Source organism: Micromonospora sp. II (assembly GCF_001709195.1).
GTDB classification, from domain to species: Bacteria; Actinomycetota; Actinomycetes; order Mycobacteriales; family Micromonosporaceae; genus Micromonospora; species Micromonospora chalcea.
In genome coordinates, this window is the sequence record NZ_LYXF01000005.1 from 63,628 (window position 1) to 87,122 (window position 23,495).

The following is a 23,495-nucleotide window of genomic DNA, read 5'->3' on the forward strand; positions in this document are numbered from 1 at the left end:
CGCTCACTCGGCCCAGTCGAGCGTGCGCTGGACCGCCTTGTGCCACTGGCGCAGCTCACGCTCCCGGTGCGCCGGGTCCATCGTCGACTCCCACTGCGCGTCCGAGCGCCACTTCTCGCGCAGCGTGGCCAGGTCGGGCCAGAACCCGACGGCCAGGCCGGCGGCGTACGCGGCGCCGAGGCACGTCGTCTCGGTGATCCGGGACCGTACGACCGGCACGGCCAGCACATCGGCGAGGAACTGCATGAGCAGCTCGTTGCCGGTCATCCCGCCGTCGACCCGCAGCCGGCGCAGCGCCACGTCGGAGTCGGCGTTCATCGCGTCGACCACCTCGCGGGTCTGGAACGCTGACGCCTCCAGCACCGCGCGGGCCAGATGCCCCTTGGTGATGTAGCCGGTCAGCCCGGCGATCACGCCCCGGGCGTCGCTGCGCCAGTGCGGGGCGAACAGGCCGGAGAAGGCCGGCACCACGTAGCAGCCGCCGTTGTCGTCGACGGTGCGGGCCAGCTCCTCGACCTGCGGGGCGGTGGAGATCAGGCCGAGGTTGTCGCGCAGCCACTGCACCAGCGAGCCGGTGACCGCGATGGCGCCCTCCAGCGCGTACACGGCGGGCTGGCCCTCGATCCGGTACGCCACGGTGGTGAGCAGGCCGTGCCGCGACGGCACCGGGCTGGCCCCGGTGTTGAGCAGCAGGAAGCTGCCGGTGCCGTAGGTGCACTTGGCCTCGCCGGGCTGGAAGCAGGTCTGCCCGAACAACGCGGCCTGCTGGTCGCCGAGCGCGCTCGCCACCGGCACCCCGGCCAGCACCCCCTGGGCGGTGCCGTACACCTCGGCCGAGCTGCGGATCTCGGGCAGCACGGCGGCCGGGACGCGCAGCGCGTCGAGCAGCTCCGGGTCCCAGTCGAGCGTCTCCAGGTCCATCAGCATGGTGCGGCTGGCGTTCGTCACGTCGGTGACGTGCCGGCCGGTCAGCTTCCAGATCAGCCAGCTGTCCATGGTGCCGAACAGCACCTCGCCGCGCTCGGCCCGCTCGCGCAGCCCGTCGACGTGGTCGAGCAGCCAGCGCAGCTTCGGCCCGGCGAAGTAGGTGGCCGGGGTCAGGCCGGTGCGGGCCCGCAGCCGCTCCTGGTCGTACGTCTCGGTCAGCTCCCGCAGCAGCGGGCCGGTGCGGGTGTCCTGCCAGACGATCGCGTTCGCCACCGGGCGGCCGGTTTCCCGGTCCCACACCACAGTGGTCTCCCGCTGGTTGGTGATGCCCACCGCGGCCAGCATCTCGGTGCCGATGTCGGCACTGGCCAGCGCCTCGCGGACCACGTGCTCGACGTTCGTCCAGATCTCCTCGGCGTCGTGTTCCACCCAGCCGGGCCGGGGGAAGATCTGCCGGTGCTCGCGCTGGGCCACGGCGACGATCTCGCCGGCCTGGTCGAAGACGATGCAGCGCGACGACGTGGTGCCCTGGTCGATGGCGGCGACGAACTCTGCGGTCACGGCAGCACCGTACCCGCCGCGAGTGTCCACCGTCTCCTCCCGGCGGCCCGTACGATCATCAGACGTGCGTGACATTGCCGTGTTCAGCGGGTCGGCCCATCCGGTCCTCGCCGCCGAGATCTGCGCCCACCTCCACGTCCCGTTGCATCCGGTCCGGGTGTCCCGGTTCGCCAACGACTGCCTGGAGGTGCAGTTGCAGGCGAACTGCCGGGAGCGCGACGTCTTCCTCATCCAGCCGCTGGTGCCGCCGGTGCAGGAGCACCTGGTCGAGCTGCTGCTCATGATCGACGCGGCCCGGGGCGCGTCGGCCGCCCGGATCACAGTGGTGCTGCCGCACTACGCGTACGCCCGGTCGGACAAGAAGGACGCGCCGCGCATCTCCATCGGCGGCCGGCTCGTCGCCGACCTGCTCACCTCCGCCGGCGCGCACCGGGTGCTGGCCATGACGCTGCACTCGCCGCAGGTGCACGGCTTCTTCAGCGTCCCGGTGGACCACCTGCACGCGCTGCGGGAGCTGGCCGCCCACTTCAAGGGGCACGACCTGGGCAACGCGGTGGTGGTCTCGCCGGACCTGGGCAACGCCAAGGAGGCCGCCGCGTTCGCCCGGATGCTGGGTACGCCGGTGGCGGCCGGCGCGAAGCAGCGCTTCAGCGACGACCGGGTGCAGATCAGCACGATCATCGGCGACGTGACGGACCGGGACGTGATCGTGCTGGACGACGAGATCGCCAAGGGCAGCACCGTGATCGAGCTGATCTCGCACCTGCGCGAGCGGCGGGTCCGTTCGATCCGGCTGGCCTGTACGCACGGCCTGTTCTCCAGCGGGGCGCTGGAGCGGCTCAGCGGGCAGGAGGGCGTACTGGAGATCGTCTGCACCAACACCGTGCCGATCCCGGCGGAGAAGCGGGTGCCGAAGCTGGAGGTGCTGTCGGTGGCGCCGGCTCTGGCCGAGGCGATGCGGCGGATCCACAACGGGGAGTCGGTCAGCGCCCTGTTCGCCTGACGGTGGCGAGCGCGGCGGTGATCCGGACGACGGTGCCGGCGTCGCCGGTCTCCACCTCCATCGTGTCGCTCAGCTCCCGGGCCAGCCAGAGTCCCCAGCCGCCGGCGGTGTCCGGCGCCGGCCGGTCACGGTCGCGCAGCCGCCGCTCGCTGATCCCGGGCCCGTGGTCGGCGACCTGGCAGACCAGCTCGCCGTCGCGCTGCCAGAGTCGCAACCAGCCCTGCCCGCCGCCGTGCCGCACCGCGTTGGTGATCAGCTCGTTGACCGCCAGCACGAAGTCGTCCAGCCGTTGACCGGACAGGCCGGAGTCCTGCGCGCAGGAGGTCACCGAGTGCCGCAGCTCGGTCACCTGCGCCTGACCGAAGGCCGTGGCGAGAAGGAGGGAAGGTTCGATGGGCACAACCGTACGCGGTGCGGGGAGTTCTGCGTCTGTCATGACCCCGTCCCGACGATGGCTCTCGACGACTTTCGCGGCATTTCAACCGTACGTCAGGGTTTCTCAGGCCGCACCGGCCGGGGTCCCCTCGACCGGCTGTGACAGGGTGACGCACATGCCGTCGTCCTCCGGCCTCGAGGGCCCGTTCTGGCGCTCCATCGCGGTGTTCCGGTTCGCCGCGCTCGCGTACGTCGGGCTGGTCGTGCTGCGCGACGCGGACCGCTACGCGCACCCGGTCGCCGCGGGCGGCGTCCTGCTGGCGATGCTGGCCTGGAGCGGCGTGACGGCGGCCGGCTACGGCCGCCCGGCCGGGCGGCGCTGGCCGCTGCTGCTGGCCGACCTCGGCGTGGTGCTGGCGATCATCCTGGTCACGCCCTGGGTGGTCGGGCGCGCGGCGCTCGCCGCCGGCGTGCCGATGCTGACCGCCGCCTGGCTGGCCGGGCCGGTGCTCGCCTGGGCGGTCTCCGGCGGGCGGCGGCGCGGCGCGGTGGCCGCGCTGGTGCTCGGCGGCGCCGACCTCGCCACCCGGGACCGGATCAGCCCGTCCGCGCTGACCGGGGCGATCCTGATGTTGCTCGCCGGTGTGGTGGTCGGGCACGTGGCGCGGCTGGCGGTGCAGGCGGAGGAGCGGTTGCAGCGGGCGGTGGAACTGGAGGCGGCGACCCGGGAACGGGAGCGGCTGGCCCGCGACATCCACGACTCCGTGCTCCAGGTGCTCGCGCTGGTCCGGCGGCGCGGCGCGGACCTGGACGGCGAGGCGGCCGAGCTGGCCCGGCTGGCCGGCGAGCAGGAGGCCGCGCTGCGGGCGCTCATCGGCCGGGCGGGCGCGCCGCCGGACCCGGCCGGCGCCGAGCAGGACCTGCGCGACCTGATCGACAGGTACGCCTCGGCCACCGTCGTGGTGTCCGCGCCCGCCACCCCGGTGCCGCTGCCCGCGCGGACCGCCGGTGAGCTGGGCGCGGCGGTCGGCGCGGCGCTGGACAACGTGGCCCGGCACGCCGGTGGCCGGGCCTGGGTGCTGATCGAGGACGAGGAGGAGACGGTGACCGTCTCGGTACGCGACGAGGGGCCGGGCATCCCGGACGGGCGGCTGGCGGAGGCCGCCGCGCAGGGGCGGCTCGGGGTGGCRCAGTCCATCCGGGGCCGGGTGGCCGACCTGGGCGGCGAGGTGCGGATCGCGTCCGCGCCGGGCGCCGGCACCGAGATCGAGCTGATCGTGCCGAGGAGCCGCGGGTGAGCATCCGGGTGATGGTGGTCGACGACCACCCGATGTGGCGCGAGGGCGTGGCCCGCGACCTCACCGAGGCGGGTCACCAGGTGGTGGCGACCAGCGGCGAGGGGCGGCAGGCGGTACGGGTGGCCGCGGCGGCCCGCCCCGACCTGGTCGTGCTCGACCTCCAGCTGCCGGACATCTCCGGCGTCGAGGTGATCCGGGGGCTGCGCGCGGCGCTGCCCGAGGTGCGGGTGCTGATGCTCTCGGCCAGCGGCGAGCCGCAGGGCGTGCTGGACGCGGTCAAGGCCGGCGCAACCGGCTACCTGGTCAAGTCGGCCGCCCCGGCGGAGTTCCTGGACGCGGTGCGCCGTACGGCGGCCGGCGAGCCGGTGTTCACGCCGGGCCTGGCCGGCCTGGTGCTGGGGGAGTACCGGCGGCTGGCCGCGGCGCCGCCCGCCCCGGACGACGACGCACCCCGGCTCACCGAGCGGGAGACCGAGGTGCTGCGCCTGGTCGCCAAGGGGCTGTCCTACAAGCAGATCGCCGACCGGCTGGGCCTGTCCCACCGGACCGTGCAGAACCACGTGCAGAACACCCTGGGCAAGCTCCAGTTGCACAACCGGGTCGAGCTGACCCGGTACGCCATCGAGCGGGGCCTGGACGGCTAGCTAGCGGGCGTCCGGCGGGCGGGTCTCGTGCACCGCCAGCTCCTCCGCGCTGGCCCCGCCACCGGCCGCGCCCGCGTCGTAGGCGACGTTGTCGGTCTCCTGGTCGGTGTGCGCGCCCTCGTCCGGCTCGACCAGCCGGCCCACCTGGTGGTCGGCGACGGTGCCGAGCTGACCGTGGTCGTACACGGAGACGGGGGAGTCCGGGTCGGATACCGGGCCCGGGTCGATCACGTCGGCGTCGAGCTGGGCCTGCGCGGCGGCCTCCTCGCTGTCCGCCTCGGCGGCGATGTCCGGGTCGACCGGGCCGGCCAGCGGGTCGTCGGCGGGACGCTCGTACTGCTCGCGCTGGAGCTTGTAGTCCAGCGCCTCGCCGTCGAGCTGCTCCTCCGCCGTGGTGCCGAACTCGTCCACCGCGACCGGCGTGCGGTCGCCGGGGAGCTGGGCCGGCTCGGGGCCGTCCGCCTCGCGCCCGGTCAGCACGTCGTCGTTGGCGGTGGAGTCGTCGTCGGCGGTGTCGGGCAGGCCCGCCGCCTCGGGATCGGACACGGGGGTGGGGTACTCGTCGTCGCGCATGCTCGGGAACTACCCACTGCGCTCCCCGCCCTAACCGCAACCGGCCGGGTGGATCGGGAGCAACAGGGCGAAAGGGCACCTCAGTTGCGGACCGCCGCCTCGTCCTCGACGTACAGCACGCACCACACCACCTTGCCGTCGGGCAGCGGAGTGCTGCCCCAGCGCCGGGCCACCGTGTCGATGAGCAGCAGCCCGCGCCCGCCCAGCGCGTCCGCCGCCGCCGGACCCGCGTACGCGGGCTGCCCGGCCGAGTGGTCGCGGACGGCCACGTGCAGCGCGTTGCCGCGCGGCGCCAGCCGGAGCGTCATCGGGGTCAGCGCGTGCGCCACCACGTTGTTGACCATCTCGGTGACCGCGATGCAGGCCGGTTCGACCAGCTCCGGCAGGCCCCACCGGAGGCACCCGGCGGAGACCAGCGACCGTGCCTCGCGCGCGGCCTCGACCACCGGGGGCAGTTCGACGCCGAGCGGGTCCGGCGGCGGGTCCGGCGGCGTGGCGTCCGGGTCGAGCAGCATCTCGCTGGCCGGCCAGTCGGACACCGCCCGGCAGACCTCGTCCAGCGCGTCGCGGGCCAGCGGGTCGGCGATACGCACCCCGGACAGGTCCACGAGCAGCAGGCCGGGGCGCTGCCACAGCCGGGCCAGCAGCGCGTCCCGCACGGCCTCCACCTCGGCCCGGTCGAGCACGCCGGTCAGCCGGACTCTCGCGGAGGAATCGTCGGTCTCCACCAGGCAACGCGCATCCGTCGGCATGATCGCCCCATTGTGCACCTCGGCCGCCGCCCGCGCACCGGTCCGGTCGGCGGGACTCACGGCCGGCCCGTCCGGGACCGGCGGCTGATCGCCGCCGCCGTGCCGACAGCGGTGCCGGCCGCCAGACCGACGGCCGCGGTGAGCCGCAGCAACTGACCCCGCCGCCCGGACCAGCCGTCGGTCCGCTCCGCCGCCGCGCCGGGGGTGAAGACGGCGCCGGTGGAGTCGGCGCGTACGCCGGGCCCGAACTGGGTGCGCGCGGTGTACCAGCCCATCACCCGCTCGGCCAGCGCCGGGGCGAGCCGCCACTGGAGCCCGATCAGCCGGGCCGCGCCGCCCGCGTACGCCTCCCGCCGGGGCCGGCGCAGCAGCTTCACGATCGTCTCGGCGACCATCTCCGGCGGGTACACCGGCGGTGGCGGGGTCAGTTCCCGGCCGGTGTGGTTGGCCGCGTGCCGGAAGAACGGCGTGTCGATGGTGGCCGGCAGCACCGTGCAGATCGAGATGTTGCCCCGCCCGGTCACCCGCAGCTCCTGCCGGACCGTGTCGGCCAGGCCGCGGATCGCGTGCTTCGTGGCGTTGTACGCCGACTGGTACGGCATCGCCACCTCGGCCAGCACCGAGGCGTTGTTGACCAGCACCCCGCCACCGGCGGCGGTCAGCCAGGGCAGCGCCGCGCGTGTCCCGTACACGGCCCCCAGCAGGTTCACGTCCACCACCCGGCGGAACTCGGCCACCGGGATCTCGTCGAACAGTCCCACGGTGCCGACCGCCGCGTTGTTGACCCAGGCGTCGATCCGGCCGAACTCGGCCACCGCCCGCGCCGCGAGCTGCTCCACCGCCTCCGGGTCGGTCACGTCGGTGGGCACCACCAGGGCCCGTCCGCCCAGTTCCCGGCAGCTCGCCGCCACCCGGCGCAGCGCCGACCCGGTCCGGGCGGCGAGCACCACGTCGGCGCCCCGCTGGGCCAGCGCGTACGCGGTCGCCGCGCCGATCCCGCTGGAGGCGCCGGTGATGACGACCGTGGCGTCGGAGAGGCTGCGGGTGAGCGGCATCCTTTGGCGGTACCCCCGGGCCGCCCGGTCATGCCGACCGATTTCGACGGTGATCGGGTTCGGTCGGCCGTCCCGCTCGCGGGACAGCGGTGGCCCGGTGACCCCGATCTGCCAGGTTTGGGCGCGCCGGACCTGGGTTAATGGGACGCTCTGACCGGAGACCCCGCTACGCGAGAAACGCATGGAGGTGCACCATGCGCGTCGGCCTTGTATGCGCGCACGCCGGCTCGTCCACCGACGGTCCCACCGTCGGGACGCAGGAGCACATTGCGCGTGTGGCGGCGGAACTCGCCGCCCGGGGCCACGACGTCCGCGTGTACGAGCGCCGTGCCGCCGCCGCCCAGCCCGCCCTGACCGAACTCGACGGCTACCGGGTGGAACGTGTGCCGGTCGGCCCCCCCGACGTGCTCTCCACCGCCGAGCTGGTGCCCTTCGTCGCCGAGTACGGCCGCTGGCTGGCCGGGCAGTGGGCCGGTGACTGGACCCCCGACGTGGTGCACGGCCACTACTGGGTCGGCGGGCTGGCCGCCGCCCACGCGGTACGCGCCACGGACATCCCGGTGGTGCAGACGTTCCACTCGCTCGGCGTGGAGCAGCTGCGGCACCTCGGGCCCCGGTACGGCGGCCCGGGCGAGCGCATCCCGCTGGAACGGGCGCTGACCCGGGCGGTGGACGTGGCGGTGGCCCAGTGCAACGACGAGGTGGACGAGCTGACCCGGATGGGCCTGCAGCGTACGTCGGTGGCGATGGTGCCGACCGGGGTGGACACCGGCCAGTTCCATCCGGACGGCGAGGCGGCGCCCCGCGACCAGCGGGCCCGGATCCTCTCCGTCGGCGGGCTCGCCCCCGGACACGGGCAGGACGACCTGATCCGGGCGATGCGGCTGGTCGGCGACGCGGAGCTGGTGATCGCCGGCGGCCCGCCGGCCGAGCGGCTGGACGGGCACGCCGAGGCGCGCCGGCTGCGGGAGCTGGCCGAGCGGGCCGGGGTGGCGGAGCAGGTGAAGCTGGTCGGCGCGGTGCCGCACGACCAGATGGCGACCTGGTACCGCTCCGCCGACGTGGTGGCCTGCACGCCGCACTACGCGTCGGCCGGGCGGGTGTCGCTGGAGGCGATGGCCTGCGGCGTGCCGGTGGTCGGTTACGCCATGGGCGGCATCGCCGACGCGGTGGTGGACGAGGTGACCGGCAAGCTGGTGCCGCCCGGTGACGTACGCACGCTCGGGGTCACGCTGCGCCGGCTGCTGTCGGACAACGCCGGGCGGTTCGCGTACGGGCACGCCGCGGTGGACCGGGTCCGGTGCAGCTACACGTGGGAACGTACCGCTGCCGCGCTGGAACGTCTCTACGAGCGGGTGATCGGGCGTCGCCGCCCGGCCACGCCGATCGAGCCGACGCCGGTCGAGGTGACGCCGCCGGTCGAGGTGGCCGTCTCGGAACGGGGACCGGTCGAGGCGGCCTGAACCGGCACCATCCCGGCGCCCACTATCGCCTTCTGGCGGGCGCTGGCGTGGTGGTGCTGCGGTTCGGCGTACCGGGTCAGGCCGACCACCGCCGCGAGCGTGACCAGGAAGCCCAGACCGGCCAGCCACTCCCGGCCGGGCCAGATCTTGTCGTTGAGCAGCAGCAGGCCGACGATCGCCGCGGGCACCGCCCCGGCGGCGTCCATCGCGGCCACCGCCGCCGTGGTCGACCCGCGCTGCATGGCCAGGCCGAGCAGCAGCTGGCCGATGACCGAGTGCACGATCAGCAGGTAGAGCAGCGGGTCGCGGACGAACGCCTCCACCGATCCGGCCGAGGCGAGCGGGCGGGCCGCCACCGCGGCGGCGGAGAACGCCATCCCGGCCAGCGAGCCGAGCACCACCGACCCGAGCGCGCCGTGCAGCCGGGCGGCGAAGAACCCGGACCCGGCGATCGCGAACACCGCCACCGCCAGGCCGACCAGTCCGGCGGTGCCGAGCTGCCGCGACGGCGCCGGCTGGGCCGACAGCACCAGCGCGGTGATGCCGGCGAACAGCAGCACCAGCAGCACCACCTCGGCGGCCGGCAACCGCCACTTGAGCACCAGCACGCCGAGCACGGCGGTCACCCCGAGCCCGGCCGCCACGCTCGCCTGCACCAGGAACAGCGGCAGGTCGCGGCGGGCCAGGAACGCCAGCACGAAGCCGACCACCTGGCAGGTCAGGCCGATCAGGTACGTCCGGTGCCCGGCCAGGCGCAGCAGCAGCCCCGGGTCGAACGTGTGGTGCACGGTTGTCCGCGCCGCGGCGACCGACTGGAGAAGGTTGGCGAAGCCGTACGCGACGATCATCGCTGCCAGGAAGCACCAACCGGAGGAAACCACCTGGCGAGGATAGAGGCTCTTCCCGGTTCAGCGCTCGGCTGGACGGCCGAGCCGGGCCAGGATGTCGTCGTGCAGCGCGCCGTTGCTGGCCACGGCGCTGATGTCGGCGGAGTCCGCGCCCGCCGGGGCCGGCCGGCCGGCCAGATCCGTGATCACGCCACCCGCCTCGGTGACGATCGGCACCAGCGCGGCGATGTCCCACAGCGACAGCTCCGGCTCCACCATCACGTCCAGCGCGCCCTCGGCCAGCAGCATGTAACCGTAGAAGTCGCCGTATGCGCGGCTGCGCCAGGTGTCCCGCATGAGCTGGAGGATCGCGTCCAGCCGGCCGGCCTGCTCCCACCCGGTCAGCGACGAGTAGCAGATGCTCGCGTCGCCGAGCGCGGTGACGCCGGAGACCCGGATCGGCGTGCCGTCCGCCGGTCCGGCGCCGGCGAACGCGCCCGCGCCGAGCGCGCCCCACCAGCGGCGGCCCAGCGCCGGGGCGGAGACCAGGCCGAGCACCGGCCGGTCGTGCTCCAGCAGCGCGATCAGGGTGGCCCAGACCGGTACGCCCCGGACGAAGTTCTTCGTGCCGTCGATCGGGTCGATCACCCAGCGCCGCCCGTCCGGCCCGGCCGGCGGCTGCTCGCCGTACTCCTCGCCGAGCAGGCCGTCGCCGGGACGGTGGGTGGCCAGCAGCGCGCGGATCTCCCGCTCCACGGCGGTGTCCGCGTCGGAGACCGGGGTCAGGTCCGGCTTCGACTCGACGCGCAGGTCCAGCGCGCGGAACCGGGCCGAGGAGACCGCGTCCGCGGCGTCGGCGAGCAGGTGGGCGAGGGCGAGATCGTCGGCGTACCCGGTCATGACGGACACGCTAGTGGCGTGACCACGACCGTCGGTCGTCGGGGCGTCACCCGAGCGCTGTCACCGCCTCAGTCGGGGCCGACCAGGAGGACGAAGGTGCGTGCCAGGCCGAAACGGTCGGTGCGCGGCCAGTCCAGAGCGGCGAGCGCGGCGGCGGACGGCTCGTGCCGCCGGCCGTTGATCCGCACCTCGCACTCGGTGACGTCACCACCCTGGCCGACCAGCATGCGAATGCCGTTGAGATGTGGACGGTCCAGCCCGGCCGCGATCACCGGCGCCAGGGTCGACCACGGCATCGCCTCGGCGAACCACTCCTGCTTGTGCTGCGATCCGTCGGCGGACCATCCGGTCACGCCGCCGACGATCGCATGCCAGCCGGCGAACCCGCCCTTGTCGCCCGACCTGAAGTGGCTCGCCAGCCGCCCTCGCTGCTCGATCATCTCCAGGACCGTCACCAGGCAGGTCTCGATCCACGCCCCGATCGCCTGACGGGCCGCCTCGACCGGGTCGGCCGCCAGGCCGAGCGTGCAGTCGACGATCGTCGGCACGTCCGGCCGGTCCGCGTTCAGCAGGAGCTCCAGGTCCAGGTGGCGGTAGTCGTCGCTGTCCGGTGGAAGGACCCGGACGCCCAGCGATCCCGACCGCAGCATCGGCCCGTCGGTCATCCGCCACTCGCCACCCACCTCGGTGAGCATCGGCGCGGCCAGCTCCAGCACCCGCTCGGCGGGCAGAGGCCGTGGGGTCGGCCGGGGATCGATCATGGTGGGTCAGCGTACCGGCGAGGCCCGGCGCCGTGGGCCCGGCCGGCGACGCCGGTCAGGACCCGGCGAGCGGATCGCCGGGGTTGCGCTCCGGCTCGCGCGGGTCGCCCTCGCCGCTGCGGGAGGCCAGCAACCGCCGGTACGAGGCGAGCCGGCGCGCGTCCGCCTTCCCGGCGGCCACCCAGGCGTCCAGCGCGCAGTCCGCCTCGTCGGCGGTGTGCGGGCAGTTGGCCGGGCAGTCCACCGTCGCCTCGACGAGGTCCGGGAAGCCGTGCAGCAGGCTCTCGGCGGACACGTGGGCCAGCCCGAAGCTGCGCACCCCCGGGGTGTCGACGATCCAGCCGGTGTCGCCGTCGGCGCCGGGCTCGGCGGGCAGCCGCAACGCCACCGCGCTGGTCGAGGTGTGCCGGCCCCGGCCGATCGCGCTGACCGTGCCCACCGCGCGTTCGGCGTCCGGGACCAGGCGGTTGACCAGCGTCGACTTGCCCACGCCGGAGTGACCCACCATCACCGACACCCGGCCGGCGAGCAGCGCCCGCAGCGCGGCCAGGTCGGAGTCCGGGCGGATCAGCACGTACGGCAGCTCCAGCTCGGTGTAGTAGCCGAGCACCGCCTCCGGGCCACCCAGGTCGGCCTTGGTGAGGCAGAGCAGCGGCTCGATGTCGGCGTCGTACGCGGCCACCAGGCAGCGGTCGATGAACCCGGTACGCGGCGGCGGGTCGGCGAGCGCGCTGACGATCACCAACTGGTCGGCGTTCGCCACCACCACCCGTTCCAGCCGCCCCTCGGCGGTGGTCTCGTCGTCGTCCGCGGTACGCCGCAGCACCGAGGTCCGTTCGGCGATGCGCACGATCCGGGCCAGCGCGCCGGGCGCGCCGGAGGTGTCCCCGACCAGACCCACCCGGTCACCCACCACCACCGACTTGCGTCCCAGCTCGCGGGCGCGCATGGCGGTGACGAGCGGGGCATCCGGCCCGGCCCCGGGCAGCACGCAGGTGTAGCGGCCCCGGTCGACGGCGATGACGAACCCGTCGACGGCGTCGGCGTGCCGGGGGCGGGTGCGCGTACGCGGCCGCGACGACCGGCCCGGTCGGACCCGGACGTCGTCCTCGTCGTACTCGCGCCGCTTCGTCGCCAGGACGTCCCCCCGCTGTCAGTTCTTGCCGGTCACCATCCCCGACCATAGTGCCGGGAACTCCGGCATGGTCTTGGAGGTGCACGCCACGTCGTCGACCTCGATGCCGGGGACGGCCAGCCCGGCCACCGCCGCGGCGTGCGCCATCCGGTGGTCGGCGTACGTGCGGAACGTCCCGCCGCGCAGCGGGCGGGGCCGGATGTCCAGCCCGTCGGGGGTTTCGGTGATGTCCGCGCCGAGCGCGGTGAACTCCTTGGCGAGTGCGGTGACCCGGTCGGTCTCGTGGCCCCGGATGTGGCCGATGCCGGTGAGCCGGGACGGGCCGTCGGCCAGCAGCGTGAGCGCGGTCAGCACCGGGGTCAGCTCGCCGACGTCGGAGAGGTCGGCGTCCAGCCCGCGTACCGTGCCGGTGCCCCGCACGGTCAGGCCGTCGGTGCCGAGCGTCACCTCGCCGCCCATCCGGTGCAGCAGCTCCCGCAGCCGCTCGACCGGCTGGAGGCTGCTGCGCGGCCAGTCCTGCAACGTCACCTCGCCGCCGGTGACCAGCGCGGCGGCGAAGAACGGCGCGGCCCCGGAGAGGTCGGGTTCGATCTCCCAGCCCCGCCCGGACAGCGGGCCCGGCTCGACGGCCCAGACGTCCGGCGTGGTGTCGTCCACCGCGGCGCCGGCGGCGCGCAGCATCTGCACCGTCATCCGCAGGTGCGGCGCGGACGGGACCGGGGGACCCTGGTGCCGGACCACCACGCCCCGGTCGAACCGGGGCGCGGCCAGCAGCAGCCCGGAGACGAGCTGGCTGGACGCGGAGGCGTCGATGACCACGTCGCCGCCGGTCACCTGCCCGGCGCCGAGCACGACGAGCGGCAGGCTGCCCGTCGGCGGGGCGTCGATGCGGACGCCGAGCGCCCGCAGCGCGCCGATCAGCGGGCCGAGCGGGCGGGTGCGGGCGTGCGGGTCGCCGTCGAACGTGACCCGGCCGGCGGCCAGCCCCGCCACCGGCGGCAGGAAGCGCATCACCGTGCCGGCCAGGCCGACGTCGACGTGTGCCGGCCCGGCGAGCGGATGCGGGCGGACCAGCCAGCGGTCGTCGTCGGAGATGGACATGTGCGCGCCCAGCTCGCGAAGGCCGCCGGCCATCAGCTCGGTGTCCCGGGCGCGCAGCGGCCGGGCCAGTGTCGACGGCCCGCTGGCCAGCGCGCCGAGCACCAGGGCCCGGGCGGTCATCGACTTGGAGCCGGGCAGGCGCAGTGTCGCGGCGACCGGGTCGCTGGCGGTCGGCGCGGTCCACGGTTGCGGCTGACGGGTAGCGATCGGATTCCCCACGGTCACATTCTGCCAAGTTCCCGGCCCGGTGGAACCGTCCGTGGCCGCTGCTCCCGTTGGGCGGGACAGCCGAAACGTCCGGATGGGGCTAGCGTGGGCGCCATGTGCGGGAGGTACGCCACGACCCGGAGCGCCGGTGACCTGAGCGCGCTGTTCTCCTCGGCTGACGAGACCGGCGGGGTGGCGCCGGACTTCAACGTCGCCCCGACCGATCCGGTGCCGCTGGTCCGGCTCGCTCCGGAGGGGCACCGGCTGCTCTCCCTGGCCGCTGGGGGCTGTTGCCGGGGTGGTCCCGCAGCGCCGCCGGCGCCGCCCGCATGATCAACGCGCGGGCCGAGACGGTCGCGACCAGCCGGGCGTACGCGCCGTCGTTCGCCCGGCGCCGGTGCCTGGTGCCGGCCGACGGGTGGTACGAGTGGGTCCGGCTCGCCGGTGGCGGGCGGCAGCCCTACTTCATGACGCCCCGGGACGGCTCGGTGCTCGCCTTCGCCGGCATCTGGTCGGTGTGGGAGTCGGCCGGGGTGGCCCGGCTCACGTTCAGCGTGCTCACCACCGCTGCGGTCGGCGAGCTGGCCGAGGTGCACGACCGGATGCCGCTGCTGCTGGCGCCGGATCGCTGGGCGGATTGGCTCGGCCCCGCCGACGACCCGGCCGGATTGCTCGCGCCGCCCGACGCCGGCCTGCTCGCCGGGCTGGAGATCCGCCCGGTCTCCCGGGCGGTCGGCGACGTCCGCAACGACGGTCCCGAGCTGATCGCGCGGGTGTCTCCGGAGGGCGTGGAGGCGGTCTCCGGGCCGACCCTGTTCTGATCACGCTCCGCCACATCGACGCGCCCCGTTTGCCGGGGTTGCGCCGGAAAAGTCGCCCGGACGTTCAGTCAGTTTCATTGAAGACTCTTGTCCTTACGTATGCGAATGCGATAGAACACAGCGCCGGTGATGGGCGTTGGTTCGCACGGGGCGACGACACCCATCGATCTTGCTGAAAGATCTCTGCCGGTCCCACGGGGGAGGTGGGTGTATTGACACGGGCACGCATGCCCCGCCCGCACGAGGTCGCCGCGGCACGGCGCGACCCACGACTGCTGCGGGCTCTGCACGAACGACGCCAGGACGAGGCGTGGCGCACCAGAGGCACCTGTCAGAACGTCGATCCGGAGACGTTCTTCCCGGCGCCGAACGAGCCGGCCGACGCGGCGGTGGCGCTCTGCCGCACGTGCGACGTCCAGGGCTCCTGCCTGGCCTGGGCGCTGGAGGTGGGCGACTGCCACGGCGTCTGGGGCGGCACCACGCCGCGCGAGCGCCGAGCCATGCTCGTGGCCTGGCGCAGCGAGGTCCAGCCCGATCCGGACGCGATCGACGACGCCGGCCCGCCGGTGCGTGACCGCCTGCTCACCCTGGTGCCGCTGAGCTGATCCCTCGTCGCCCGTGGCCCGTCCGCGGGCCACGGGCGACGACCGGTTCGGCCCGTCCCGGCGCCGCCGGCCGACCGGCACGCGCAGAATGGGCTGGTGCGGCACGACGACGAGATCGACACACCCCGGGGACGGGCGCGGTTCCGCTTCCACCCGCCCGCAGACGGCGCGACAGTGCTGGTGCTGGGCCACGGGGCAGGCGGCGACGTGGACGCGCCGGACCTCACGGCGGTCCGGGACGCGGTGCGCGACGCCGGGGCCGGGGTGGCCCTGGTGACCCAGCCGTACCGGGTCGCCGGGCGGCGCGCGCCCGCTCCCGCCGGGCACCTCGACGAGGCGTGGACGGCGGTGCTGGCCGAGCTTCGCCGGCGCGCCCCGCAGGTGCGCGACTGGGTGGTCGGCGGCCGGTCCAGCGGCGCCCGGGTGGCCTGCCGCACCGCCGCCGCCGTCGGGGCGGCCGGAGTCGTCGCGCTGGCGTTCCCGCTGCACCCGCCGGGCCGGCCGGAACGCTCCCGGGCCGCGGAACTGCTCACCGGGCTGCCCACGCTCGTGGTCAACGGCGACCGGGACCCGTTCGGCGTGCCCGAACCCGGCCCGGGGATCGAGGTGGTGGTCCGGCCGGGACAGCGGCACGACCTGCGGGGCGACCCGGCCGGCACGGCCGCCGTGGTCCGGGACTGGCTGCGCGTACACGGATGGTTGTCCTGAGCGGCGGCGCGCGCCGTGACCGTCGCCCGCGGCGGGTCGTTGCACCGGTTGGTGCCGGCCGCCCGGTTCGGGTGCGCCGGGGCCACCCTCCCAGGCCCTTCCTGGTCCCAGCGGCGGTCGCGGCCGCCGCCGGGGCCAGGATCGGGTGGGACCTGTGGAATGCCGCACCCCGTACCTCGCGTTACCTCCCTGTGGACGACGACAGTGCCAGCGCGAGGGGGGTGACCGGTGCCGATACAGACACGGAGCCGGGAACGGGACGAGCGGCAGCTCAGGCGGCTGCTCGACGCGCCGGAGTGGCCCGCGGCGTCGGTCGTGAGCACCGGCACAGACTCCGGAAGTGAATCTGCCGGAAAGTGGGTACGCGTATCCTCAGCGGGAAAGCATCCGACGCGAGGGGATGTGCGGTTGACCACCGAGAAGACGGACGAGCGCAGGGCCCGCTTCGAGCGGGACGCTATGCCCTTCGTCGACCAGCTCTACGCCGCCGGTCTGCGGATGACCCGCAACCCGGCCGACGCGGAGGACCTGGTTCAGGAGACGTACCTGAAGGCGTACGCCGCCTTCCACCAGTTCGAGCAGGGCACGAACCTGAAGGCCTGGCTCTACCGGATCCTGACCAACACCTACATCAACACCTACCGTAAGCGGCAGCGGCAGCCCATTCAGGCGCCGACCGAGGAGATCACCGACTGGCAGCTCGCCGAGGCCGAGTCCCACACCTCCAGCGGCCTGCGCTCGGCCGAGACGGAGGCGCTCGACCGGCTCCCGGACAGCGACGTCAAGGAGGCCCTCCAGCAGTTGCCGGAGGAGTTCCGCCTGGCCGTCTACCTGACCGACGTCGAGGGCTTCTCCTACAAGGAGGTCGCCGACATCATGGGCACGCCGATCGGCACCGTGATGTCCCGTCTGCACCGTGGCCGACGTAATCTGCGGAAGCTGCTCGAGCAGTACGCGGCGGAGCGCGGTTTCAGCGCCGCCTCGTCGAAGAAGGGTTCGACCGCCGCCGCCAGCCGGGAGGTGTGACCGTGAGCTGTGGACAACCGCACGAGACGGACTGCCGCGAGGTGCTCGCCGAGGTCTACCTCTACCTCGACCTGGAGTGCGGCGAGGAGCGCCGGCTGCTGATCCGGCACCACCTGGACGAGTGCGGGCCGTGCCTGCGCGAGTACGGCATCGAGCAGGAGGTCAAGGCGCTCGTGGCCCGGTGCTGCGGCAACGACTCGGCGCCGGAGAAGCTGCGTGAGCGGCTGCGTCTGCGGCTGACCGAGCTGGTGGTCTTCGAGACCACCGAGTCCCGCGAACTGGCCGACTGAACAAGCGACGGAACGGCCCGGGTCCGAATGATCGGACCCGGGCCGTCACGCGTTTCCGGCAGGTGCCGCGCTGTTCCCGATGATCAGGAGTTGGGGCGCTTGCCGTGGTTGGCGCTGCTCTTCTTCCGGGCCTTCTTCTTGCGGGCCTTCTTCGCCATGCTCTGCCTCCTTGTGCTGGTCACGGTTCCGTCCGCGGCTGGCCGCGGCGGAGGTCGCGGTGTGGCTCCCCGGCTCGCCGGTGGCCGACCCGCACGATGCTAGTGCCGACGCAGCCCGCCGGAGCGCGGTGGGGCGCATCGCGTGCCCGGTGGTGCGCGGCCCGGCGTGACCGGCGTCATGATTGGATACCGTTCGCAGGACTGTCGGGGAGTCGTCGGGGAGAGGGAGGGCCGGAAGATGGCCGAGGAGATCCGCGCCGAGATGGTGGCGAACGTCTGGAAGGTCGTGGTGTCGGCCGGCGACACCGTGTCCGAGGGCGACACGCTCGTCATCCTGGAGTCGATGAAGATGGAGATCCCGGTGGTCGCCGAGTCCGACGGCGTGGTGCAGCGCCTCGCCGTCAACGAGGGAGACGTGGTGCAGGACGGCGACCTGATCGCGGAGATCGGTTGACCGCCCTGCTGGTGCGCCGCGCCGAGCCGGCGGACTTCCCGGCCGTGGCGCGGCTGACTGTGGCCGCGTACGAGGCGGACGGCCAGCTCAAGGACGAGAGCGGGTACGCGCCGGTGCTCGCCGACGTGGCCACCCGCGCCCAGACCGGCGAGGTGCTGGTGGCCGTCGACGACACCACCGGCCAGGTGCTCGGCGCGGTGACGTTCGTGCTGCCCGGCACCCCGTACGCCGAACTCGCCGGCCCGGGCGAGGCGGAGTTCCGGATGCTCGCGGTGGATCCGGCCGCGCAGGGCCGGGGCGCCGGCGCCGCGCTCGCGGCCGCGTGCGTGACGCGCGCGACCGAGCTGGGATGCACGGCGGTGGTGATCTGCGTACGCGCCGGGATGGCGGCGAACGCGCACCGCCTCTACGAGCGGCTCGGGTTCGTCCGGCTGCCGGAGAAGGACTGGTCGCCGCTGCCCGGCATCGACCTGCTCGGTCTGCGACTGGACCTGACCGCGGCGGGCTGAACCGGCTCAGCCCTGGCCGGTCTCGCCGATCTTGGCGAGCAGCTCGTCGGCCACCTCGAGCGCGATCCGCTTCCGCTCGTCGTCGGTGATGCCGGGCGCGCGGACCGCGAACCAGCTGGTGTGCACCGCGAACAGCGTCAGCGTGGCGCGCAGCTGGGCGGCCGGCGAGTCGTCACCCCGGCACAGCTCGTGGGCCAGCCGCATCATCCGGTCCCGCATCTGCTGGCCGGCGACCAGGCTCTTGAGCACCGTCTGGTTCTGCTCGAAGAAGCGCATCACCTGGGGCAGGTCGCCGGCGAACATGCTGTCGGCGTACCGCCCGAGCAGGGCGCGGCGGGTCGCCAGGGTGGGTGGCTGGTCGGCGGCCCAGGCGATCAGCTCGTCCATCCGGCGCAGCCGGTCGTCGACGAAGCTGGTGACGATCTCGTCCTTGCTCTTGAAGTGGTAGTAGAGCGCCGCCTTCGTGACGCCGAGCCGCTCGGCGATCTCCCGCAGTGACGTCTTCTCGTAGCCCTGCTCGGTGAAGAGTTCCAAGGCGACGGCCTGGATGCGCTGCCGTGTGCCTCCTGTGGTCTCCCTCACCAGCCGACTTCCTTCCAATCCGCTTGACGTCCGACCGTCATCAGCTTACCGTCCGGCTAGTAAGCAAACTAGCCGGGCGGCAAGTAAGTTGATCACATGATCTGCGGGGGAGCCTACCGATGAGTCAACAAGCCCCGGTCGTCGCGAGACCGAACATCCGCGTCGTCCTGTTCGGCCTGATGATCGCGATGATGCTCGCGATGCTCGACAACATGATCGTCAGCACCGCGCTGCCGCGGATCGTCTTCGAGTTCGGGGGCGCCGACCACTTCACCTGGGTGGTCACCGCGTACGTGCTGGGCACGACTGTCTCCACGCCGATCTGGGGCAAACTCGGCGACCTCTACGGACGCAAGGCCGTCTTCCTCACCGCCGTCGTCGTGTTCCTGGTCGGCTCGGCGCTGTGCGGCATGTCCGGCTCCGGCGTCTTCGGCGGCGCCGACAGCGGCATGATCGAGCTGATCGCGTTCCGCGCCGTGCAGGGCCTCGGCGCCGGTGGCCTGATGGTCGGCGTCATGGCGATCATCGGTGACCTGGTGCCGCCCCGCGAGCGGGGCCGCTACCAGGGCATGATCGCCGGCATCATGGCCATCGCCATGGTCGCGGGGCCGCTGGTCGGCGGCTTCATCACCGACAACCTCTCCTGGCGCTGGGCGTTCTACGTCAACCTGCCGCTGGGCGGCGTGGCGCTGCTGGTCCTGGCCACCACCATGCACCTGCCGAAGTACCGTACCGAGCACAAGATCGACTGGCTGGGCGCGGCGCTGCTGTCCGTGGGCATCACCGCGATCGTGCTGGTCACCACATGGGGCGGCAACCAGTACGACTGGGCCTCGCCGCAGATCCTCGGCCTCGCCGTGCTGGCGGTGGCCGCGCTCGGCGTGTTCGCTCTCGTCGAGCGGCGCGCGCCCGAACCGATCCTGCCGCTGAGCCTGTTCGCCAACCGCAACTTCGCGCTGATCTCGGTGATCGGGTTCCTGCTCGGCTTCGCCATGTTCGGCGCGATGAACTTCCTGCCGCTCTACCAGCAGACCGTCCAGGGCGCCTCGGCCACCAACAGCGGCCTGCTGCTGCTCCCGCTCATGTTCGGCATGCTCGTGGTCTCGCTCGTGGTCGGCCGGACGATCACCAAGACCGGCCGCTACCGGGCCTTCCCGATCGTCGGCGGCGTCGTGATGGCCGCCGGGATGGGCCTGCTCAGCCTGCTCGACGTGGACACCAGCAAGGCGCAGTCCTCGCTCTACATGGTCGTGCTCGGCGTCGGCATGGGCTTCCTGATGCAGACCTCGATGCTGATCGCGCAGAACAGCGTCGAGCAGAAGGACCTCGGCGCCGCCAGCGGCGCCGCCACGTTCTTCCGGTCCATCGGCGGCTCGTTCGGCGTCTCCCTCTTCGGCGCGATCTTCGCCAACCGTCTCGCCGACTCGGCGGCCGGCCCCGCGTTCGCGGGCTCGGGTGGCGGCGAGGGCGGCGCGATGAACCTGGAAGCCCTCAAGAAGCTCACCGGCCCGATGCGCGAGGCGGTGCTCGGCGGCCTCGCCGACGCCATCTCGCACGTCTTTTTCTGGGCGGTCCTCTTCACCGTGGCCGTGCCGGTGCTCGCCTGGTTCATCAAGGAGGTGCCGCTGCGCGCGACGAACGACGTGCGGCCGGCCGGCCCCACGCCGGAGGACGAGGCCGAGGCCGCGCTCGGCAAGGCCCCCGTCGCCTGACTCACCCGCCGCGGCCCCGCGCCCCCACCCCGGGGGTACGCGGGGCCGCCGCGTCTCCACTCCAGCGAGGCACCCGGTGCCTTCCGCCCGCTGCCCGCCACATCGGGGGAGTGGTGGGGTCGGAGGGGAGTTGATCGCGCCACCTCGGCGAAGTGGCGGCGCTCGGCTGGGTGGTGGGGGCCGGGGAGCCGGCCGGAAATGGGGCCCCGGAACGGTCCCGGCGCTCAGCCTCTGCGGAACAGGGCGGTGAGGCGTCGCCAGAGGCGGCGCAGCGGGCCTCCGCCGGCGCCGGCGATGAGCGAGTCGGCGGTGGCGCGGGCGGCCGGGTCGAGGGCCGGGGTCGCCCGCGCCAGATAGGCGAGCGAAACCGCCACCGGGGTACGCCGGGCGGCGCCGGATGCCACCTCGGTGAGCCGCCCGGCCACCACGGCGGCCACGTCGGCGCGGGTGGCCGGGTCCACCCAGGCGGCGGTGACCAGGGCGAACAGCGCCGCCTCGGCGGCCGGGCCGGGAACGGTGGCCAGTTCGTGCAGCACCCGCCGCCGGGTCGACGACTCCCACGGCTCGTCGGTGCGGTGGTGCAGCAGGCCGAGGCAGGCCCAGACCTGCGCGCAGCGTCTCCACAGTGCCGGGTCCTGCCCGCCGAGCACGCGGCCCAGCGCGGTGGCGGGTGCCTCCGGCGGGTGCGCCAGCAGCGCGAGCAGGTCGGCGAGGTCCAGTGTGGCCAGCCCGACGGCGGCGTCGTACGCGGCCGGGGGGTGCGCCCACGCCGGGTGCGCCAGGTGCTGGAGGCGGCGTACCGCGGCTGCCGAGGGGGCGGGCCCGTCGGGGGACGGGAAATCGTCGTCTGCCGGTGTGACCTGACCCAGCCAGGGCCGCCCCCGGCAGCATTCGGCGAGGTCGCCGTGCTCGTGCGTGTCGTCCGGATGTTCCCGGACGAAATCGGCGAGCGCCACCAGGTGGTCCACGTCGCCGTCGCGCAGGTAGCGCAGCCGGTGCGCGGTGTGCACGGCGCAGTCGAAGGTGGGGTCCTTCGCCAGCGCCCGGTCGATCCAGCCCAGCGCCGCGTCGAGCCGGCCGTTGTCGGCGAGCGTGCCGGCGATGTCCGCGTAGACGGCGAGGTCGTCGGGGTCGAGCGCGACAGCCCGTTCCAGCGCCGCCAGCGCCTCGCCGGTGCGGCCGGCGCTGCGGTACGCGTACCCGAGCCACACCTCGCCGAGTTTGGTGGGCTGTGCGCGTACCCCCCGGGTGGCCCAGGTGACGGCGAGGGTGACCTCGCCGAGGCGCCGGGCCAGCGCGGACGCCGCGCCCAGCAGCAGCGGGTGGGCCGGATGCACGGTGATCGCGTTGCGGGCCAGCGTGAGGTACGGCGCCAGCGGCTCGCGCAGCCGGCGCGGCGCGGGGTCGGGCGCCGCCGCGCAGACCTGCATGAGGATCCGGGCGGTGCGTTCGGGGTCGAGGCGTTCCGGCAGGTCGGCGGCGGTCACCCAGGGTACGGCGGCCCACGGCGCGGCGGGCGCGTAGCCGGTGGCGGCGGCCAGCAGGTCGAGCCCTTCGGCGGGCCGGCCGGCGGCGGCGAGCAGGTGCGCGCGGGCCACCACGGCGCCGACGAACGCCTGCTGGCCGAGCGGGAAGAGGTCCAGGTCGCCGCCGCTGGCCGCGTCCAGCCGGGCGAGCGCTTCGTGCGCCTCGGGCAGCGTGGGGGAGCGGACCAGCGCGGCGGCGATGTGGTCGGCGGCGTGCCGCAGGTCGCCCTCGCCCAGCGCCAGCCGGGCCAGCGCGAGTTCCTCCTCCGCCGAGAGCGCGGCGTCGTCCTCGGGCACGTCGTCCTTCCGCCGGTCGGGGTCGGTCAGCCGGGCAAGCCTAGGGGATCTTCCGTCAATTAGTGATCCACTGCGCACTCCTGCTCGTTGCGTTGATTGAGGCTGCTGAAACGTGCAAGACTGAGCATCGAACGCGCGAGAAACGCGCAGAAGGAGGTCTGGAGTGACGCGAGCAGGGGCCGGTATGGCCGCCGACATCGACGAGCAGCCGGCCGGTTACGAGCGTCTGCTCTCCGCCGAGCACGCCGCGGCGATCGCCGAGGTCGCGGCCGTCGTCGCGCAGCGGCGCCCCCGGCACGTGGTGTTCACCGCGCGGGGCACCTCCGACCACGCCGCGCTCTACGCGGCCTACCTGACCGAGATCCGCCTCGGACTGCCCGCCGGGCTGGCCTCGCCCAGCGCGATCACCGTCTTCGGCGCCCGGCCCGACCTCTCCGACGCGCTCGTCGTCGGCGTCAGCCAGAGCGGCGGCTCGCCCGACCTCGCCGAGGTGCTGCGGGTCGCCCGCGCCTCCGGCGCGCTCACCCTGGCCGTCACCAACAACCCCGGCTCGCCGCTGGTCGAGACCGCCGAGCTGAGCGTGGACATCGCCGCCGGCCACGAGCGGGCGGTCGCCGCCACCAAGACCTACACCGCCGAACTGCTCGCGCTGCTCATGCTGATCGAGGGGGTACGCGCCGGCGACGGCGTGCTGCCCGCCGAGGAGCGCGCCGCGCTGAGCCGGCTGCCCGAGCTGGCCGCGCAGACGCTCGCCGACGACACCCCGGCCCGGCTCGCGCCGCGCTACCGGTTCGCCGCCCAGCTCGTCACCACCGGCCGGGGGTACGCGTACCCGACCGCGCGCGAGGCGGCGCTGAAGCTGATGGAGACCTCGTACCTGCCGGCGCTCGCCTTCTCCGGCGCCGACCTGCTGCACGGCCCGCTCGCCATGACCGACCCGGACGTACCGGTGCTCGCCGTCGTCGGCTCCGGCCCCGGCGGCACGTCGATGCGCGAGGTCCTGCCCCGCCTCGGCGAGCGCCGCGCCGACGTGGTGGTGGTCGGCTCCGCCGAGGTCGGCGAGACCCGGATGGCGGTGCCCGAGGTCGACGAGCGGTACGCGCCGCTGCTCGACATCCTGCCGCTGCAACGGCTCGCGCTGGCCCTGGCGCTGGCCCGGGGCGAGGACCCGGACGCGCCGCGCGGCTTGAAGAAGGTCACGGCGACGATGTGAGGCCCGGCGTGG

Annotated in this window: 25 protein-coding genes and 1 pseudogene; 13 read left to right on the top strand and 13 right to left on the bottom strand. The window is 74.1% G+C overall.

Translation table 11 applies throughout. The annotated features are described in order from the left end of the window. Positions 1-3: 3 nt before the first annotated feature. A complete protein-coding gene (gene glpK / locus A8711_RS02525) occupies positions 4-1,488 on the bottom strand; it encodes a glycerol kinase GlpK (RefSeq protein WP_069087345.1) in 1,485 nt (494 codons plus the stop codon). Between the two features lie 64 nt (positions 1,489-1,552). Here glpK and A8711_RS02530 point away from each other — a divergent pair, with 64 nt between their 5' ends. Further along, complete coding sequence (locus tag A8711_RS02530; protein ID WP_069087346.1) at positions 1,553-2,491, top strand: ribose-phosphate pyrophosphokinase; 939 nt, start codon at positions 1,553-1,555, stop codon at positions 2,489-2,491. Here the strand turns inward: A8711_RS02530 and A8711_RS02535 are convergent. Next, positions 2,472-2,927: an ATP-binding protein gene (locus tag A8711_RS02535; RefSeq protein ID WP_043328481.1), complete on the bottom strand. Its 456-nt coding sequence runs from the start codon at positions 2,925-2,927 to the stop codon at positions 2,472-2,474. The two genes, A8711_RS02530 and A8711_RS02535, sit on opposite strands and share 20 nt — an antisense overlap. A 115-nt stretch (positions 2,928-3,042) precedes the next feature. Here A8711_RS02535 and macS point away from each other — a divergent pair, with 115 nt between their 5' ends. Beyond that, on the top strand, positions 3,043-4,164 hold the full coding sequence (macS, locus tag A8711_RS02540; RefSeq protein WP_064447892.1) for a MacS family sensor histidine kinase: 1,122 nt from the start codon (positions 3,043-3,045) through the stop codon (positions 4,162-4,164). Between the two features lie 11 nt (positions 4,165-4,175). Further along, positions 4,176-4,808 (top strand): response regulator transcription factor, encoded by a 633-nt coding sequence (locus tag A8711_RS02545; RefSeq protein ID WP_176722742.1) that lies wholly within the window; start codon positions 4,176-4,178, stop codon positions 4,806-4,808. Here the strand turns inward: A8711_RS02545 and A8711_RS02550 are convergent, their stop codons facing one another. From A8711_RS02550 to A8711_RS02560, 3 genes are all read right to left on the bottom strand, one after another. Then, positions 4,809-5,381, bottom strand: coding sequence for a DUF5709 domain-containing protein (locus tag A8711_RS02550; protein ID WP_069087347.1), 573 nt, complete (start codon positions 5,379-5,381; stop codon positions 4,809-4,811). Between the two features lie 80 nt (positions 5,382-5,461). After that, positions 5,462-6,133 (bottom strand): ATP-binding protein, encoded by a 672-nt coding sequence (locus A8711_RS02555; RefSeq protein WP_051611585.1) that lies wholly within the window; start codon positions 6,131-6,133, stop codon positions 5,462-5,464. A 56-nt stretch (positions 6,134-6,189) separates the two neighbouring features. Continuing rightward, a complete protein-coding gene (locus A8711_RS02560; protein ID WP_043328486.1) occupies positions 6,190-7,188 on the bottom strand; it encodes an SDR family oxidoreductase in 999 nt (332 codons plus the stop codon). A gap of 194 nt (positions 7,189-7,382) precedes the next feature. On the opposite strand from A8711_RS02560, the gene A8711_RS02565 reads away from it, so the two are divergent. After that, complete coding sequence (locus A8711_RS02565) at positions 7,383-8,651, top strand: glycosyltransferase (protein ID WP_064447891.1); 1,269 nt, start codon at positions 7,383-7,385, stop codon at positions 8,649-8,651. On the opposite strand, the gene A8711_RS02570 is transcribed toward A8711_RS02565, so the two are convergent. The 5 genes from A8711_RS02570 to aroA form a co-directional block, all read right to left on the bottom strand. Further along, complete coding sequence (locus A8711_RS02570) at positions 8,534-9,499, bottom strand: hypothetical protein (protein WP_176722743.1); 966 nt, start codon at positions 9,497-9,499, stop codon at positions 8,534-8,536. The two genes, A8711_RS02565 and A8711_RS02570, sit on opposite strands and share 118 nt — an antisense overlap. A 60-nt stretch (positions 9,500-9,559) precedes the next feature. Beyond that, positions 9,560-10,378, bottom strand: coding sequence for a histidinol-phosphatase (hisN, locus tag A8711_RS02575; RefSeq protein WP_064447890.1), 819 nt, complete (start codon positions 10,376-10,378; stop codon positions 9,560-9,562). A 68-nt stretch (positions 10,379-10,446) separates the two neighbouring features. Further along, entirely contained in the window at positions 10,447-11,139 is a 693-nt protein-coding gene (locus tag A8711_RS02580) for a DUF6348 family protein (RefSeq protein ID WP_069087348.1), read from the bottom strand. A gap of 55 nt (positions 11,140-11,194) precedes the next feature. Further along, positions 11,195-12,088: a ribosome small subunit-dependent GTPase A gene (gene rsgA / locus A8711_RS02585; RefSeq protein WP_205798140.1), complete on the bottom strand. Its 894-nt coding sequence runs from the start codon at positions 12,086-12,088 to the stop codon at positions 11,195-11,197. 204 nt (positions 12,089-12,292) lie between these two features. Next, positions 12,293-13,594, bottom strand: a complete 1,302-nt coding sequence (aroA, locus tag A8711_RS02590; RefSeq protein WP_064447938.1) for a 3-phosphoshikimate 1-carboxyvinyltransferase — start codon at positions 13,592-13,594, stop codon at positions 12,293-12,295. Between the two features lie 102 nt (positions 13,595-13,696). Between aroA and A8711_RS02595 the strand changes: the two are divergent. The 5 genes and pseudogenes from A8711_RS02595 (at position 13,697) to rsrA (ending at position 17,032) form a co-directional block, all read left to right on the top strand. After that, positions 13,697-14,403: pseudogene (locus A8711_RS02595) on the top strand (SOS response-associated peptidase). 212 nt (positions 14,404-14,615) lie between these two features. Next, the gene (locus A8711_RS02600; protein WP_030503699.1) at positions 14,616-15,008 is read left to right on the top strand and encodes a WhiB family transcriptional regulator; all 393 of its coding nucleotides are present in this window, start codon (positions 14,616-14,618) and stop codon (positions 15,006-15,008) included. Between the two features lie 96 nt (positions 15,009-15,104). Further along, on the top strand, positions 15,105-15,716 hold the full coding sequence (locus tag A8711_RS02605) for an alpha/beta family hydrolase (RefSeq protein ID WP_069087350.1): 612 nt from the start codon (positions 15,105-15,107) through the stop codon (positions 15,714-15,716). 228 nt (positions 15,717-15,944) lie between these two features. Further along, positions 15,945-16,742: a sigma-70 family RNA polymerase sigma factor gene (locus A8711_RS02610; protein WP_069087351.1), complete on the top strand. Its 798-nt coding sequence runs from the start codon at positions 15,945-15,947 to the stop codon at positions 16,740-16,742. A gap of 2 nt (positions 16,743-16,744) precedes the next feature. Continuing rightward, on the top strand, positions 16,745-17,032 hold the full coding sequence (gene rsrA, locus A8711_RS02615) for a mycothiol system anti-sigma-R factor (protein ID WP_043330951.1): 288 nt from the start codon (positions 16,745-16,747) through the stop codon (positions 17,030-17,032). Between the two features lie 83 nt (positions 17,033-17,115). On the opposite strand, the gene A8711_RS33095 is transcribed toward rsrA, so the two are convergent. Beyond that, positions 17,116-17,190 carry a 50S ribosomal protein bL37 gene (locus A8711_RS33095; protein WP_369752275.1) on the bottom strand — a complete coding sequence of 25 codons (75 nt, stop codon included), beginning with the start codon at positions 17,188-17,190 and terminating at the stop codon, positions 17,116-17,118. A gap of 238 nt (positions 17,191-17,428) precedes the next feature. Between A8711_RS33095 and A8711_RS02620 the strand changes: the two genes are divergently transcribed. Continuing rightward, positions 17,429-17,644 (top strand): biotin/lipoyl-binding carrier protein, encoded by a 216-nt coding sequence (locus A8711_RS02620; protein WP_043328500.1) that lies wholly within the window; start codon positions 17,429-17,431, stop codon positions 17,642-17,644. Next, positions 17,641-18,153 (top strand): GNAT family N-acetyltransferase, encoded by a 513-nt coding sequence (locus A8711_RS02625; protein ID WP_064447885.1) that lies wholly within the window; start codon positions 17,641-17,643, stop codon positions 18,151-18,153. Before A8711_RS02620 ends, A8711_RS02625 begins: the two co-directional genes overlap by 4 nt. A 6-nt stretch (positions 18,154-18,159) precedes the next feature. On the opposite strand, the gene A8711_RS02630 is transcribed toward A8711_RS02625, so the two are convergent. Then, positions 18,160-18,735, bottom strand: a complete 576-nt coding sequence (locus A8711_RS02630; protein WP_064447884.1) for a TetR/AcrR family transcriptional regulator — start codon at positions 18,733-18,735, stop codon at positions 18,160-18,162. A gap of 119 nt (positions 18,736-18,854) precedes the next feature. On the opposite strand from A8711_RS02630, the gene A8711_RS02635 reads away from it, so the two are divergent. Next, a complete protein-coding gene (locus tag A8711_RS02635; RefSeq protein ID WP_064447883.1) occupies positions 18,855-20,447 on the top strand; it encodes an MDR family MFS transporter in 1,593 nt (530 codons plus the stop codon). A gap of 224 nt (positions 20,448-20,671) precedes the next feature. Here the strand turns inward: A8711_RS02635 and A8711_RS02640 are convergent, their stop codons facing one another. Next, positions 20,672-22,270, bottom strand: a complete 1,599-nt coding sequence (locus A8711_RS02640) for a tetratricopeptide repeat protein (protein WP_069087352.1) — start codon at positions 22,268-22,270, stop codon at positions 20,672-20,674. A 184-nt stretch (positions 22,271-22,454) separates the two neighbouring features. Between A8711_RS02640 and A8711_RS02645 the strand changes: the two genes are divergently transcribed. Beyond that, positions 22,455-23,483 (top strand): SIS domain-containing protein, encoded by a 1,029-nt coding sequence (locus A8711_RS02645; RefSeq protein ID WP_069087353.1) that lies wholly within the window; start codon positions 22,455-22,457, stop codon positions 23,481-23,483. Positions 23,484-23,495: the final 12 nt, after the last annotated feature.